This is a genomic window from Myxacorys almedinensis A (assembly GCF_010091945.1).
GTDB lineage: Bacteria > Cyanobacteriota > Cyanobacteriia > Leptolyngbyales > Leptolyngbyaceae > Myxacorys > Myxacorys almedinensis.
On record NZ_WVIE01000018.1, the window covers coordinates 20,383 to 35,122 of the forward strand.

Consider the following 14,740-nt stretch of genomic DNA (forward strand, 5'->3'; position numbering starts at 1 on the left):
CTAGTACACTCTGCCGCGCCAGGTGGTGGGAGCCTGGGTAGACGAGAGGAAGATGCGGAGAACTGCTAAGGGGTCGGCGAGGGGAGAAAGCCAGAAGAGCCAGCGAAAGGAGGCTTGAGAAAGATCGTAGGACGGCGCGATCGCCCAATTTAAGGCAATCCGAATGGCGACTAAAAAGCCGTTGATGCCAAGGGCGAGCAAGGCTGGGAGCGTCGTGTTTCCCTGGGTCACGAGGAAACCGCAGATCCCAAGTAAGACTATCGGTAGTCCTTGAACTGCCGTCAACAGCCAGAGGTCGCCCCAAACTTGAGCCACCGGAGCCGCATCTTTGAGATCGAGCGATCGCCCCCATTCATTCCAGGTTTCTGTCATGCCGTCATACATTCGCACTTTTAGCACATTGGCTCCGTCGAGAAAGCCAACTTTAGCCCCACGAGCAGCGGCATGCCGAACCAGCGTCACATCATCACAAAAAGAATGGCGGGCACTGGTATAGCCCTCTAACTCCACGAGCAGCGATCGCTTGCACAGACAGCATTGCCCGTTTGCCATCTTTCGCTCTGGCGGATTGTCTTGATCACCAGCAGGTCCAAAACGATAGACCAACGTCATCAGTAAAGCAGGCTGTAACCAGATTTCGCCCGGATAGTTGAGGATGAAGCGGGGCGAGAGGGTGATCAGGTCATAATCTTCTGCGATCGCGGTTTCTAACAAACTGCACACCAACCCCGGATGGGGAATTGTATCAGCATCAATTCCTAAAATCCATTCACTGTGGGGAGAGCTTGCCAAAAAACCAGAATGCAGTGCCCACGGACGCCCAACCCATCCAGACGGCAGCGGCTCGTCGGTTATCAGGCGAAACCGTGGATCGCGGCGTTGCGCCTCGATCACCAGATCCGGAGTGCCATCGGTTGAGCAGCTATCGACCACCGTGATTTCTCGAACTTCGTAAGTTTGGCGCGTCAACCCTTCAAGACACGGGGCAATTCGCTTGGCTTCATTGAGCGTCGGCACCACCACACTGACCAAGCCCAATAGCTCTGGTCGGGCAGATGTGGAATTGAGCGGAAGCTGCCGAGTCGGGCCTTTGAGCAGCCGAGAAAGCAGAATCGCGATCGCAGGAATCTGAATCAGCAGCAGCCCCACCAAAACAGCATCTTGTCCCGAAAATGCAAAAGCCTGGGCATCGGCAAACCCCAGGCAGTCAAGTCCCAACCGAAAAAATACAAGCATCAATTCAGCAGTCCCCCAAAAGTCCAACCCCAATCCCAAAGTAAAGACGTTCTGGCAGAACGTCTCCACCCTCTCGGATCAACCTATCAGATCACTCAAATCAACCTGTCAGAAATCAACCTGTCGGATCAATCCCTAACGGTAGCAACATACCAACCGGTTACTTTTGAGAAATACCAACCGTAACAGGCGGCACATCTGCGCCTCGGTTAGCTGCTGCCAGCGGCGTTTGCAGAGACGTTGCCAGCGTTGGAGTTGAGGTCGAGCCAGCCATAGCCCACAGCGCGATCGCGGGGATGACCCCCAAACTTGCACTCAGTGCCGTAGGAATCCAGAATCGAGAATCTAGCTGAGCGATCGTGATAATAGCTCCAAACGCAAAATTGATCAGGTAAACCGCCAAGGGCACCATCAACTGAGCGCGGCTGAGATAGAGAGACCCTTTTCCCCAAAACAGAGACGCCACCGCCATAAAAATGGCTCCGGTACCAAACCAGCCCGATAGATTGCGGTATGGCATGCCAAAAAATGCGCCAGCCTCTTTAAATTCCCAAAATGGGTAAGGCGTTTGGCTCATTGCCGGATCGAGCACAAAATCCCAAGCGGTGAGCAAGATCGAACCCAGCGTTATTGCCCCCACCACCGTTGCCCATACCGGCAGTTTCAAGCGTTCTAACCCTGCCCGCGCCAGCACATAGCAACACATGCCCACATAAAACCAGGACAGCGGAATCGTGAACGGCACAAGCCCAGCAATTTTATACCCCAACCCACTGAGGTAGCCATACGCACCAAAGGGAAACCCTGTACTCGTTCCCAGCAATTCGCTGCCCAGAGAGAGCATGATGGTGGGCAACATAAAGGTCAGCCAGCGCCACACGCCAAAGGTGCGATAGGCGTAGAGGCTAACCGTAATCGTGCCGAGCAGAATATAGGCGACTCCTCCATTTGCCATGCTCCAGCCAAACGCTGACATCCCAAAGGCTGGAAGGGCTTGAATAAAATCAGAATTGGGCAACACCAACAGCAATCCTGCTAGACCAAATGCTAACGATACGCTATGACCGATGAGACAACCGCGCTCAATAGTAACTAGATGCTTCATACGGGACTCCTGTGAAAATGGGGCATTGAACCATGCCTGCCTATAAGTTTACAAATCTTTAACGTGTTTCTCGCGATCGCACAGCATTTTTCTAGAATTCCTAAGAAGCTATTGAACCAGAAATGAGGGTTCATTTCTAATTTGTAATAGAGTTGCTGAGGTAACTCCAGCTTTTTTAGCTCAGTTTGGCTCGTCTTGGCTCATCGGTGCAGTCTTGGTTTTATCTCGGTTCAACTTTGCTCTCTGGGCTAAAAATAATTTGTAATTTAGGCGACTCTAAGCGGTGCGATCGCTGATTCCACAGGTTTTTTGTGCCCCATCAGTATCCGCTTTAAACCCTAAATGACAACCTACAAATTACGAATTAGGTTAAAATCCCTCAAGCTCGTCATAACTCGTCATAACAGGTACGACTGAACTTAAATGAATCAACTGAACAATGCGTTCACCCTCTTCCTCAGCTTGTTGGTTGAGGCGATTCCATTTTTGTTATTGGGGGTGGTGCTCTCTGGATTGCTGCAATTTTTTGTCGATGAACGACGCTTGCTCTCCCTAATGCCCAAAAATTCTTTGCTTGGGGCTTTAGTCGGGAGTTGTATTGGTTTTTTGTTTCCCGTTTGCGAATGCGGAAATGTGCCCGTGGCGCGCCGGTTGCTGATGCAAGGTGCGCCGGTTCCGGTTGCCATCGGGTTTTTGCTAGCGGCTCCAACCATTAACCCGATTGTGTTTTGGGCAACCTGGACGGCGTTTCGCGGGCAGCCCGAAGTGGTGCTGTATCGGATTGGCTTTTCGTTGTTTATTGCTACAACGATCGGCTGGGTGTTTGGCACCCAGAAAGATGTGCGCCCTCTGTTGCAGCCTGCCTTGGCGTCGGTGTTGTCCTACCGGACTCAAACCTCTGGTGGGCGCGGAAGTGGCGCGTCTACGATCCTGCAATCGGGGACTTATTTTCTAGGACAGAGCGCCAAACCGTTGATTACTGACCCGTCTGAGCTACAGGCGGCGATGGTGGCAACGGCGGCAAAACCGACCAGTTATCGCCTGCGGCTGTTGCTCGATAACACGGTTCAGGAGATGCGGGAATTGGGCAGCGTTCTGATTATCGGCAGCGCGATCGCGGCGATTATTCAAGTCTTTGTACCGAGAGACGTGATTCTCAGCTTGGGGCAAAGCCCGGTCACATCGATTCTGGCGATGATGCTGTTGGCGGCTGTCGTGTCGATCTGCTCAACCGTGGATTCATTTTTTGCCCTCTCGTTTGCCTCAACGTTTACCAGTGGCGCGCTCGTGGCGTTTCTGGTGTTTGGTCCCATGATTGACCTCAAGGCTGTCGGGTTGATGCTCTCGATTTTCAAGCCAAAAGCGATCTTTTATTTGTTTCTGCTGGCGGGGTTGCTGACGTTTCTCCTGACTCTGTTTCTAAACTTGTACATTAGTTAATTTGGGTATGGCTCGACTGTCTTTTCGCTCCTTCCTTCCGTGGCTTGATGTGCTCGCGATCGCAGCGTGGGGCATTGTGTTGCTCAAGTTTTGGCTGACAGGTCAGCTTTTTTTGCTGATCCATCCCAATTACAACTGGCTGACGATCGCGGCGGCATTTACGCTGTTGCTTGTCAGTGGTCTGAAGGCTTTTTTTATTTGGAGGGCAAGTCAGCGGCTTGGACGCCAAAGCTCGCCACCGATGCAGCATGTGAGCTTGTTTCCGCCGGGGTGGGGGAGCGCGCTGATGTTGGGGATGGCGATCGCGGGGCTGGTATTTACCCCTCAAGCGTTTGCCAGCCAAACTGCCCTTGATCGAGGGCTAACCGATACGCTCACCTCCACGCGGGTCAACCCCCAAGCCTTTCGCAGTTCTACTCGTTCTGAAGATAAAAACTTAATAGACTGGATTCGATCGCTTCAGGTGTATCCCGAACCCGATGCGTACACGGGGCAAAAGGCAAAGGTGCAAGGCTTTGTCGTCTATCCACCTAATTTGTCAGAGCAATATTTTCTGCTGACCCGGTTTGTGATCACCTGCTGCGCGGCGGATGTTTATCCGATCAGTTTGCCGGTAAAGTTAGCCGGTGGCGATTCTAAGACGGGGCTTCCTGCCGCCAATCGCCAGACGTACGCAGCAGATTCTTGGGTCGAGGTGGAAGGTCAGATGATCACCGAAACCCTAGACGGGAGACGGCAACTCACAATTCAAGCCACTGCGCTAAAGCCCGTGCCAACGCCGAAGAATCCTTACGATTATTGAGCCAACGGCTGGTATCCCTTCCCCCTCAATTCCTGCCTAGCTAGATGGGTCTGCACACCCTCACCGGCTCACAATGCCAGACCACTGTACCTTTTTAAGCTTTTCCCGACGATAAGAAAAAAAGTGGATTGGATCTTGGTAAGTGCAGTGCGGCGCGATCGCAATTTGTTCGGGCATCAGCCCCATCTGCTCTAGCTGCATCCGATTCACATGGCGAACATCTAATCGCACTCGCCCTGGCGTCTCATCCGGCAAAATTGGAGAATCGGGTAGCTGGAGTAACGCCGCTATTTTTTCGGCTTCGGGCATCTCGGTTGGCAACGTCGCCACGGTCGCCCCGACTTCGATTGCCACCGGGAGAGACACCTGATACACTTCACCCGAAATTGCCGGACCGAAAGCAACCCGGAGGTCTTGCAGGTCGCCCCCTTGGGCACAAAGCCGTGCGATCGCTGTCGGAATAATTTTCTGAGCCGTGCCCCGCCAACCGGCATGAATGCCAGACACTTGACCGGTTCTAACATTGGCAATCAGCACCGGGGTGCAGTCTGCGCTACATACCCAGACGGCTTGATTGGCGTGTTCAGAAATTAACCCGTCGGCTTGAGCCAACGCTTCTAAATTGGCTCCCCCCGCCGTTGCATTGTCTCTAGGGGGAAGTTCAGATGGGGCAAGCACCCGGCTGCCATGAACTTGATGAGTGCGATAGGGTTGGGCGTCGGGGCTGAGCACGGGGGTAAGATCGACCGGCGATCGCGGCGAAAATTGCTGCGTAAAAAATCCGTGTTGCCACGGTTCCAGTAAGCTACAGGTGAGGTAGGGAAGCGCGTTCCAGGTTTGCCAGTGCCAAGTATGCATAAAGACCAAAATGAAGAACCAAAGAGAGAATTTTATGGTAACGTTATCGACGTTTCGGTAGAGTGTCCTGACCGTGTTTAAAGTGTCCTGACTGTGTTTTTAGATCGTCAACGGCTCGAAGCAGCATTAAGAGTTGCCTGTGAATGTTCTACTCTGCCCATTAGCGCCGATCGGCTGCCCGCACACCCCGCTAGAAAAACCGCACCCAAGCTGTATTTATTTGATGCGATCGCGTCTACAAACCGCACCCTCTGGGAACTCATCGACCAGCATTCCCTCCCCGAAGGCTCCTTAGTTCTCGCGCGCCAACAACACAACGGCAAAGGGCAATGGGGTCGCCAATGGCTTTCACCGCCGGGTGGTTTGTATTTATCGACAGTGCTGTATCCAAATTTACCGTTAGAATTTAGTGCTCACTTAACCCTCTGCACAGCTTGGGGCATTGCCAAGGCTTTACGAGAAATTCCGGGTTGCCTCAGTGGAACTACGAATAAGATTGCAGTCGGTTTGAAATGGTTAAATGATCTTGTCCTGAATGGGCGAAAACTGGGTGGAATATTGACAGAAACTCGAATTCAGCGCGATCTGACAGAGCTTAGCAGTGCCCCTCGCATCACCAAAGCGGTTGTGGGAGTTGGCATTAATTGGCGCAATCCTGTTCCAGAGCCTGGAATCAATCTTCAAAGCGTTCTTCAGGAACAACCTGTGCCCCTAATCGAGTCCCTAGAAATGCTGGCGGCGATCGTGACGATTGGCGTGCTGTCGGGGTATCAGCACTGGCAGCAGGTTGGCATCGGTTCGCTGCTTCCCGAATATGAAGCTTTGCTCATAAACATGGGGCAGTCGGTGAAGATTGCCGATCGCCTGGGCACGATTACAGGCGTTAGTGCCACTGGGGCTTTGCGGGTTCAGTTTCCCCCCCAACCCAATCAGGTCGATGAAATCTTCATAAAACCCGGTGCGATCAGTCTGGAATATGGTTAATTAGTGTAGATACCCTCCGAAATTTCTCGGAATCTATTTTTTAGCGATCGCCGCGATCGCGCCATCACCTGTCAAACCCTTCTGTAAATACCCCTATCATATTGCGCCTGAGGAGACTCAACGATGACCCAGCAATCCAATTCACCTGCTAAAGCGATGTGCAGTCGTAAAGCTTTAATCAAACGCCTGGGCTGCCTCAGTAGTCTTAGCGTGTTTAGCAGTGGAGTTGCCCTTGCTCAAGTTCCTTCTCCTGCGGTTTCTGTTGCTCCAGTCCCGGTTGCTTCTCCTATTGCTTCCCCGGCGGCTTCCCTACCAACGGACGCACCAGTTGTTTCTGTGCAAGCCAAACCGCCTGTAGTCGTCAACGTTAAGCCCAATCCTGCCGCTATTATTATTGCCCCTCCAGAGACGGCAGTCGTAGAACAAGCCTCGCCGTCGCCTGCTCCTGATGCGGCAACCGAAGCACCTGCGATCGCGCCCATTACTCCAGAGACAGCGCCCGATCTGATTGGTCAGCCTCCCATGTCAAACGGCTATGAAGCCCCAGATGCCGTAGTGTTCTCAGAACGAGCTTCTGGCTGTGAGTTCTCCGTCCAAGCAGGTCAGGTTAGCGGTTGCGGTGCCCCAGCTAAGCCCCCTGTAGCCCGCACTAAACCATCGGGCATTGCCAACACCATCTCCAAGGTGATCTCAGGGGTTGTCCGCCCCACGTTTGCCGAGGCTACGGCACCAGCAAGCCTAGAGGCAGCATCTGCCCAAACTGGCTCAGATGGGTCGCCGAGTGGCGCAGCTTGGAATGGCAGCAATACGGCAATTGGCAGCGCTTATAGCACGGTTCAGTCTTACTACAACCGCACGATTCGCCCGCTTGGAATGCCTGGAAATGGGAATGTCAGGCTTCTCTATCCGCTCTCACTTCCAGCGGCAATTACGTCGTTTTTTGGCTGGCGCATTCACCCCATTAGTGGAGCACATCGCATCCACACCGGAACCGATTTAGGTGCACCGATGGGAACGCCGGTTTTAGCTGCCTTAGCAGGTCGTGTGATTATGTCGGGCTGGATGGGGGGCTACGGCGTCGCGATCGGGCTAGAACATACAGACGGCACCCAGCAAACGCTGTACGCTCACTTGTCTGAAGTCTTTGTCAAACCAGGGGATATTGTGCCGCAAGGAACCGCGATCGGGCGGGTAGGCAGCACCGGAAACTCAACCGGACCGCATCTGCACTTCGAGTTTCGGCAACAAACTCAAGACGGCACCTGGATTGCTCAAGATGCTGGGTTTGCCCTAGAACAGTCAATGGCGCAGTTGGCAAAATCGTTGCAGGTCAGCCAACTTCAGCCAACTCAAAAAACGGCTGCTAATTAACCAGCGTTGGGGGTGGTGCCCTCGCCTCCTCCCTGTTCTGGCATAGACTGAAAAATCGGGCGCGATCGCGCCTGTCAAAACCGTTGTTAGGTTCTGGCTCCCCCTTACAAATACCCATGCTCTGCCAAAAATGACGGAGAGATGCGATCGGGCATTGCCAACGACTGCCCTGATCCTAGAAATTTCTCAACATACTTGCCCAAAATATCGCCCTCTAAATTCACCCAATCTTCGGGGTTGAGGTGAGACAAATTGGTCGTGGCATAGGTGTGCGGAATCACCGCCACCGTGAACCAAGCGCCATCAGGGGCACATTCTGCGATCGTCAGACTAATGCCATTGACCGAAATACTGCCTTTAGGGAGAACATATCGTGCCACAACGTCACTCTGAGTCGCAAACGTGATGTCCCAAGAGGTTGCTGTCTGCACGGCAGAGCGGAAGATTCCTACGCCATCAACATGCCCGGTTACAAAGTGACCCCCCAGCTTGCTACCAACTCGGAGCGACGTTTCAATATTGACTCGCTTTTCCGTGTCGCCCTTTTGCCCCAGCGTAGAGCGGCGAACCGTTTCGGGGGAAACATCAGCAGTAAAGCCATCGGCACCGATCTCTGTTACGGTAAGGCAAATCCCATCGACAGCAACACTATCTCCGATCGCTAAATCCTTTAAAGGAAGAGCAGCGGATGGGTCGGAACATGTGATCTGAACCTGATCTGCGCTCAGTAGGGTCAGGGTGCCAACGGTTTGAATAAGTCCAGTAAACATGAACAACGCTACGGTAACAAAGGTGCAGAGCGGAGGGCGAATGGAGCCATTTGTCTCCAGATTGAGCAATGATCGAGTAACGCCAGAGTGCTTACCTCCACGCTACACTTTATACCCCATTGTCGAGGAGTAACCCGTATTTTTCTCTTACAACCCTAGACTTTCATTACTAGACGATCTAAAGTCGAGAATCCCATTTCTGTCATTTTGCCGACTAGCCTCTCGGTTTTTGGCGAAAATAATGATTGAGGTAGTATTAATTTTAATTAATCTCAGGGACTTAGTGAAATATAGAAGTGTCCTTGATTTTGTCAAATTCTAGGCTGGATCATTTAGGATCAACGTAGACAGGGCATACTTGTGGCTTACCCCTTTAGACGTGTTCTCTCTACAGAGAGACGGGTCTAACTTAGTGACCCCCTGCTGGTTTCCTGACACCGTAGTATCCCTTTGCCGAGGAGTTCAGAGGCTGTACCGATGATTGAAATGAAGGTCGCTGGAATTGCGTTAGACGCTGCTACTCGAAGCCCGATCGTCCTTTTGAAGGATTCAATCGACCGACGAGCGCTTCCTATCTATATTGGACAAGATCAGGCAAAAGCAATTGTCAGCGTCCTAGAAAACCAAGCTCCTCCCCGCCCCCTCACGCACGATTTGTTTGTCAATTTGATGGAAGCGTGGGACATGGTGCTGGAGAAGGTTATTATTCACTCATTACAAGATAATACATTCTATGCGGTGCTTGTCGTCAAGCAAGGGGAGGCGAGACGCGAGATTGATTCGCGCCCAAGCGATGCCATTGCGATCGCGCTTCGCACCGATAGCCCAATTTGGGTGATGGAAGAAGTCATCGCCGATGCCTCAATTCCGGTGGATCGCGATGCCGATGAAGCCGAACGGCGCGCCTTCCGAGAATTTATCTCAACCCTGAGTCCCGATGATCTGATTCAGAAAGGGCGCTTTAGTAGCGGAGAAGCGCAGTAGACCCCCGTGGATTATCGTCGTTTTGGCAAGACTAACCTGCTCTATTCTGTCTTCTCGTTGGGGACGATGCGGTGTTTAGCCTCTGAAGCGATCGCGGTGGAGACGATACATCAAGCAATTGCCCTCGGCATCACGCATGTTGAAACCGCTACAGGCTACGGAAAAAGTGAAGAATTTGTAGGCGTGGCACGGCGGAGTGGATTGGCTGACAGTAAGGTAGCTGACGGTGAAGCTGCCGATCATCTCAGAGAGCCGCGATCGCTGTATCTCACTACCAAGATTCCGCCGACGCCCGATGCCGATGCGATGGAGCGTTCGATCGACCAGTCGTTGCAGCGCTTAGGAGTTGATGCGCTCGATAGCTTAGGCATTCACGGCTTAAATACCTGGGAACATCTGGCTTGGGTGACTGCCAACGATGGTTGTATGCGCGCCGTAGACAGAGCGATCGCCGATGGTCGGGTGCGCCACGTTGGATTTTCAACCCACGGCTTTCTAGAATTGATTTTGGCGGCAATTGACACAGATTTATTCGAGTTTGTCAACTTACACTACTCGCTGTTTTTTGGGAGAAATGAACCCGCGATCGCGCGGGCTAGTGCCAAAGACATGGGCATCTTTATCATTTCTCCTGCCGATAAAGCAGGAATGCTTCACACGCCGCCCCAAACGCTAATCGACCTGTGCCAGCCCTATTCTCCATTACAGCTAAACTATCGGTTTCTCCTCAGCGATCCGCGCATTACGACTCTCAGCGTCGGAGCCGCCAATCCTCAAGAGCTACACGAGCTAGAAGCACTGCTCACAGTGTTCTGTAACGCGGGGGGGCAAGCGCTGACCCCAGAGGAATCAGGCGCAATTGAGCGGCTCAAAACCCATCAGGCAAACGTGTTGCAAAGCGATCTGTGCCGCCAATGTTATGCTTGCCTGCCCTGCCCCGAAGAGATTCATATCCCCGAAGTGCTGCGGCTGCGAAATTTAGCCGTTGGCTACCAGATGCAAGCCTTTGGAGAATACCGCTACCGCATGTTTGAAAATGCAGGACATTGGTTTCCAGGAACTAAAGCAAACCGATGTAGCGACTGCGGCGATTGTTTGCCTCGCTGCCCTCACGCGCTCGATATTCCAGCCTTGTTGCGTGACACCCACGAGCGATTGAAAGGCAGCGCCGGACGGCGGCTATGGCAAGACTAGGACAGAGCGTTTCAGGGCATTCTAGTGGTCTGTCAAGATTGAAATGGGGGACTAACTAAAAGTGGATGGGTTAGAGAGTCGATGGGTGGATGGGTCGCTCAGTAATCCCCTCATTCACCCCTCCCCTCATTCACCCCTCGACTTAACGTTGACCATCTACTAGTAGCGTCGCCCTTTCCAAAAAATGCCGAGAATAATGCCGATGAGAACCGGGTAGTTGGGAGCAGGCAGCAGGGGAGCAGGCAACCCAAGCAGGGATTTTAGAAACAGGCACAGAACCAGACAGGGCACGAGCGCCCAAAGGAGCGCGTTGGTGATCACAAGTTGACGAAACCATCGCGTTATAACCACTACTGCCAAAGCTCCAAGCCCGACGGCACTGGCTAAGCGAACGAAAATTTCTAACGGCGAATTGAGAATCTGGACGGCAACCACTCGAAGGGGCGGGGCTAGAAAACTCAGAGCGATCAGAAAATCAATCGCGATCGCAATTAAGGTCGTCAGCAATGCCGCCTGAAGGAGGGGAATCCAAGGCAAATATTTGAGCGATCGCAGCGGATTGGACATGGTGTTAATGACGGCACTCTTTCGGTTTAAAGATAGGACTTACGCATTGGCAGCGGATTGGGTAACAGATGTACCGGATAAAAAGACCAGGTTGCTATTTCATCCGTTCATGCGCTACGTCTGCTCTCCCATCCGTTGCTAACGAAAAGCGTTGCGTAAATCCTAGTTTAAATGCCTTCTGCTCTAGTAGATGGTCAACGTTGAGTCGATGGGTAAATGAGTGGATGAGTCGATGGGCTAGATTCCTTCCCGACCCATCCACCCATCCCCTCTCCACCATGCACTCCTAGCCCCTCTCCCCCTATCCAGCACCCAACACCGGCACCCAACAAAGGGAAGAAGCTCTTTCGATGGATAGATGCTGATTTGTTTAACTCTGTATTTTGATAAGATTTGATAAGAGCAAAGTTGAATGTTGAATAAAGTAGGCAATCTACAAACTCAGATCGAATGCACGATGAATCTGTGTTTCAGGTGGTAAGAAGCTCTGGTAGCAAGGATCAGCGCGAGACCTTCGAGCAGGGTGAAGCTGGCATGGTGTTTCAAGGAGCAGACGGGGCTGTCCAAGGGTGTGACCCAGCGGCAGCAAGGCTGTTGGGCTGTTCCTCTGAGCAGATCATCGGTAAAGCGCCTTTCGATTTGCTGGGGCAGCCGGTTCACGTTGATGGCTCTCCTGTTCTGGCTACCGATCAACCTGCGATCGCGGCTCTGCGCTCTGGCAAACCTTGTCACAACATCGTGATGGGTGTTCACCGTCGCAATGGTGAGTTAATCTGGCTCCGCGTCAATGCAACTCCTCTATTTCAGGGCAACGCCGCCTCAGCGTATGGGGTGGTGACTACCCTCAGACCCCTTCGCGCCGAAACGATAGGCTCAGAAACGCCCGGTTCTGCGATCGCGCCGCCAGAAGACGCACCGGGTTCCAACCAACTTAACGCTGACCTGAGTCGGCTTAAAACCAAGCTCGACACCATTAGGCAAACCCTAGATCACGATGTCAGCGCGATCGCCGCACAGCTAGGACACCAGCATCGGCTGCATCATCAACAATTGGCAGAGATCGAAGCCATCTATGCGACGGCTCCTGTCGGGCTATATTTTGTCGATCTCAACTTTCGTTACGTCCGCGTTAACAATCTCCTGGCTGAGATTAATGGCACCCCAGGCTCCGAGCACATTGGTCGCTCGTTTCGTGAGGTCTTGCCCGAACTTGCCGACCATGTTGAACCCCTATTTCGGCAAGTTATCGCCACCGGCGAACCCATCATCGATCTAGAAGTGTGGGGAACTAATCGCGCGCAGCCTGGCATCGCGCGAGCTTGGCTGTCGAGCTATTACCCGTTTAAGGTCAACGGTCAGGTGTTGGGCATCAACGGGGTTGTGCAAGAAATCACCGATCGCAAGCGCATCGAACAGGCGCTAAAAGAGACCGAGACTCGCTTGCGTCACTTTGCCGATTCTGACGTGATTGGGATCGTATTTGCAGATATCTACGGCAACGTGAGCTATGCCAACGATGAATTTTTGCGGATCGTGGGCTATTCTCGCCGAGAGTTTGAGGCTGGACATGTGGGCTGGGCGGCGATTACACCGTCAGAATGGTTGTCGATTGATCAGCAACATATCGCGGAAGCCAAGACCCGCGGAACCTGCACGCCGTATGAAAAAGAATACGTTCGGAAAGACGGAAACCGGGTGTGGGTGCTGATCGGCTATACATTGCTAGGTGAAGCGCGAGACGAAGCGGTGGCGTTTATTCTGGACATTAGCGATCGCAAGCGAGGTGAGGCAGCCGCGCGCCAAAGCGAACAACACCTCCGGGCCCTTGCGGATGCCATGCCCAACATTTTTTGGACGGCTCGCCCCGATGGATCGCTTGATTACTTTAACCAGCGCTGGTACGACTACACTGGCATGACGCTAGCCGAAGCCCAAGGCTGGGGGTGGCAATCGGCGCTGCATCCTGATGACCTGAATCTCTGCCTTGATCGGTGGCGAGACTCGCTTCGCACGGGCGAAGACTATCTGATAGAGTACCGCTTTCGCCGTGCCTGTGATGGGCAATATCGCTGGTTTTTGGTTCGTGCTTTCCCCCTACGCAATGAGGATGGGCAGATTGTCCGATGGTTTGGGTCAAATACCGATATTCACGAGCAGAGGCTGGCCGTAGAAGCGCGCGATCGCTACGCCGAAGAAACCCTGCGCGCCTTAGCCCAAGAACAATCTGCCCGCAAAGAAGCTGAAACCGCCAACTCTCTTAAGGATGAATTTCTCGCTGTGCTCTCTCACGAACTGAGAACGCCGCTCAATCCGATTCTGGGATGGTCTAGGCTGCTGCAAACCGGGCGGCTCAGCCCCGAAAAAACCAAAGATGCCCTCGCCACGATCGAGCGCAACGCCACCCTGCAATCTCAACTAGTCGAAGATCTGCTCGACATGTCTCGCGTGATACGTGGCAAACTGACCTTAAATCAGTTCCCTATCGGGCTAGGGTTTGTGGTGTCTGCCGCCCTCGAAACGGTTCGCTTGGCGGCTGATGCCAAAACGATTTGCCTGAACGCGACGCTCGATCCTACCACCCGCTCGGTGCTGGGGGATGCCAGCCGGTTGCAGCAGGTGTTTTGGAACCTGTTATCGAATGCGGTCAAATTTACGCCGGAGGGAGGGCAAATCGACGTGAGCCTGGTGGAAATCGGCACGCAGGCGCGAGTTCAAATCAAAGACACGGGGATTGGGATCGATCCGCAGTTTTTACCCCACATGTTTGAGTATTTTCGGCAAGAAGACGGCTCGACAACCCGCAAGTTTGGCGGCTTGGGATTGGGACTTGCGATCGCGCGGCAAATCGTGGAACTCCACGGCGGCACCATTCGAGCCGAAAGCGCCGGGGAAAATCAAGGTGCTACGTTTACGGTTGAGATCCCTCTGGTGCAAGCACCCCCAGACCAGCAAGGGCAAGACTTTCCATCATCATTACGACCTTCTCCCCTCGCAGGCATTCGCGCTCTGGTTGTAGATGATGAGGTTGACGCTCGGAGTATCATCGCGTTTTTGCTAGAAGATGCAGGCGCGATCGTGCGGGTGGCATCGTCTGCGCCGGAAGCCTTAGATGCGTTGGAAAGGCAGGAAACTGACCTCCTGATCAGCGATATTGGCATGCCCGACCTAGACGGCTACGATCTGATCCAAACGGTGCGGGCGTCTGGGTCAACCATTCCTGCGATCGCACTCACGGCCTATGCCTCAGATGGTGATCAGCAGCGTGCGATCGCGGCCGGATTTCAGCAGCACCTATCCAAACCGGTGAATCCGGATGATGTAATTGCGATCGCGCTGGAACTTCTGCAAGACTCGGCATAAGATCACCGTCTGATTGCCTGTTAACCGTTACTCTAAAGTCACTTACGCTAAATTACTGTGTCGAACCGA

The 14,740-nt window shown here is 53.1% G+C and carries 12 protein-coding genes; 7 read left to right on the forward strand and 5 right to left on the reverse strand.

Going from position 1 to position 14,740, the window contains the following annotated elements; translation table 11 throughout:
- Both cruG and cruF read right to left on the reverse strand, forming a co-directional pair.
- Positions 1-1,236, reverse strand: coding sequence for a 2'-O-glycosyltransferase CruG (gene cruG / locus GS601_RS15255; protein WP_162424147.1), 1,236 nt, complete (start codon positions 1,234-1,236; stop codon positions 1-3).
- Positions 1,237-1,396: 160 nt separating this feature from the next.
- Positions 1,397-2,341 carry a gamma-carotene 1'-hydroxylase CruF gene (cruF, locus tag GS601_RS15260; RefSeq protein ID WP_162424148.1) on the reverse strand — a complete coding sequence of 315 codons (945 nt, stop codon included), beginning with the start codon at positions 2,339-2,341 and terminating at the stop codon, positions 1,397-1,399.
- 423 nt (positions 2,342-2,764) lie between these two features.
- Here cruF and GS601_RS15265 point away from each other — a divergent pair, with 423 nt between their 5' ends.
- Both GS601_RS15265 and GS601_RS15270 read left to right on the forward strand, forming a co-directional pair.
- Positions 2,765-3,781 (forward strand): permease, encoded by a 1,017-nt coding sequence (locus GS601_RS15265; RefSeq protein WP_162424149.1) that lies wholly within the window; start codon positions 2,765-2,767, stop codon positions 3,779-3,781.
- A gap of 7 nt (positions 3,782-3,788) precedes the next feature.
- On the forward strand, positions 3,789-4,583 hold the full coding sequence (locus tag GS601_RS15270) for a TIGR03943 family putative permease subunit (RefSeq protein ID WP_162424150.1): 795 nt from the start codon (positions 3,789-3,791) through the stop codon (positions 4,581-4,583).
- 60 nt (positions 4,584-4,643) lie between these two features.
- Here the strand turns inward: GS601_RS15270 and pgeF are convergent, their stop codons facing one another.
- Positions 4,644-5,441, reverse strand: coding sequence for a peptidoglycan editing factor PgeF (pgeF, locus tag GS601_RS15275; protein ID WP_162424151.1), 798 nt, complete (start codon positions 5,439-5,441; stop codon positions 4,644-4,646).
- A gap of 93 nt (positions 5,442-5,534) precedes the next feature.
- On the opposite strand from pgeF, the gene GS601_RS15280 reads away from it, so the two are divergent.
- A complete protein-coding gene (locus GS601_RS15280) occupies positions 5,535-6,425 on the forward strand; it encodes a biotin--[acetyl-CoA-carboxylase] ligase (RefSeq protein ID WP_338017047.1) in 891 nt (296 codons plus the stop codon).
- A 123-nt stretch (positions 6,426-6,548) separates the two neighbouring features.
- On the forward strand, positions 6,549-7,796 hold the full coding sequence (locus GS601_RS15285; RefSeq protein ID WP_162424152.1) for a M23 family metallopeptidase: 1,248 nt from the start codon (positions 6,549-6,551) through the stop codon (positions 7,794-7,796).
- Between the two features lie 104 nt (positions 7,797-7,900).
- Here GS601_RS15285 and ribE read toward each other — a convergent pair whose 3' ends face one another.
- Positions 7,901-8,566 (reverse strand): riboflavin synthase, encoded by a 666-nt coding sequence (ribE, locus tag GS601_RS15290; protein WP_162424153.1) that lies wholly within the window; start codon positions 8,564-8,566, stop codon positions 7,901-7,903.
- 477 nt (positions 8,567-9,043) lie between these two features.
- Between ribE and GS601_RS15295 the strand changes: the two genes are divergently transcribed.
- Entirely contained in the window at positions 9,044-9,550 is a 507-nt protein-coding gene (locus GS601_RS15295; protein ID WP_162424154.1) for a bifunctional nuclease family protein, read from the forward strand.
- A 6-nt stretch (positions 9,551-9,556) separates the two neighbouring features.
- A complete protein-coding gene (locus GS601_RS15300) occupies positions 9,557-10,744 on the forward strand; it encodes an aldo/keto reductase (protein ID WP_162424155.1) in 1,188 nt (395 codons plus the stop codon).
- Positions 10,745-10,903: 159 nt separating this feature from the next.
- Here GS601_RS15300 and GS601_RS15305 read toward each other — a convergent pair whose 3' ends face one another.
- Positions 10,904-11,311: a peptide chain release factor 1 gene (locus GS601_RS15305; protein ID WP_162424156.1), complete on the reverse strand. Its 408-nt coding sequence runs from the start codon at positions 11,309-11,311 to the stop codon at positions 10,904-10,906.
- Between the two features lie 450 nt (positions 11,312-11,761).
- Between GS601_RS15305 and GS601_RS15310 the strand changes: the two genes are divergently transcribed.
- Positions 11,762-14,671: a PAS domain-containing hybrid sensor histidine kinase/response regulator gene (locus GS601_RS15310; protein ID WP_162424157.1), complete on the forward strand. Its 2,910-nt coding sequence runs from the start codon at positions 11,762-11,764 to the stop codon at positions 14,669-14,671.
- Positions 14,672-14,740: the final 69 nt, after the last annotated feature.

Bases quoted from the DNA above. Each gene is read 5' to 3' on its own strand.
- pgeF (WP_162424151.1), bottom strand. From the start codon at position 5,441: ATGCATACTTGGCACTGGCAAACCTGGAACGCGCTTCCCTACCTCACC.
- GS601_RS15295 (WP_162424154.1), top strand. From the start codon at position 9,044: ATGATTGAAATGAAGGTCGCTGGAATTGCGTTAGACGCTGCTACTCGA.
- GS601_RS15310 (WP_162424157.1), top strand. From the start codon at position 11,762: ATGCACGATGAATCTGTGTTTCAGGTGGTAAGAAGCTCTGGTAGCAAG.
- GS601_RS15305 (WP_162424156.1), bottom strand. From the start codon at position 11,311: ATGTCCAATCCGCTGCGATCGCTCAAATATTTGCCTTGGATTCCCCTC.
- cruF (WP_162424148.1), bottom strand. From the start codon at position 2,341: ATGAAGCATCTAGTTACTATTGAGCGCGGTTGTCTCATCGGTCATAGC.
- GS601_RS15285 (WP_162424152.1), top strand. From the start codon at position 6,549: ATGACCCAGCAATCCAATTCACCTGCTAAAGCGATGTGCAGTCGTAAA.
- GS601_RS15270 (WP_162424150.1), top strand. From the start codon at position 3,789: ATGGCTCGACTGTCTTTTCGCTCCTTCCTTCCGTGGCTTGATGTGCTC.
- GS601_RS15265 (WP_162424149.1), top strand. From the start codon at position 2,765: ATGAATCAACTGAACAATGCGTTCACCCTCTTCCTCAGCTTGTTGGTT.
- ribE (WP_162424153.1), bottom strand. From the start codon at position 8,566: ATGTTTACTGGACTTATTCAAACCGTTGGCACCCTGACCCTACTGAGC.
- cruG (WP_162424147.1), bottom strand. From the start codon at position 1,236: ATGCTTGTATTTTTTCGGTTGGGACTTGACTGCCTGGGGTTTGCCGAT.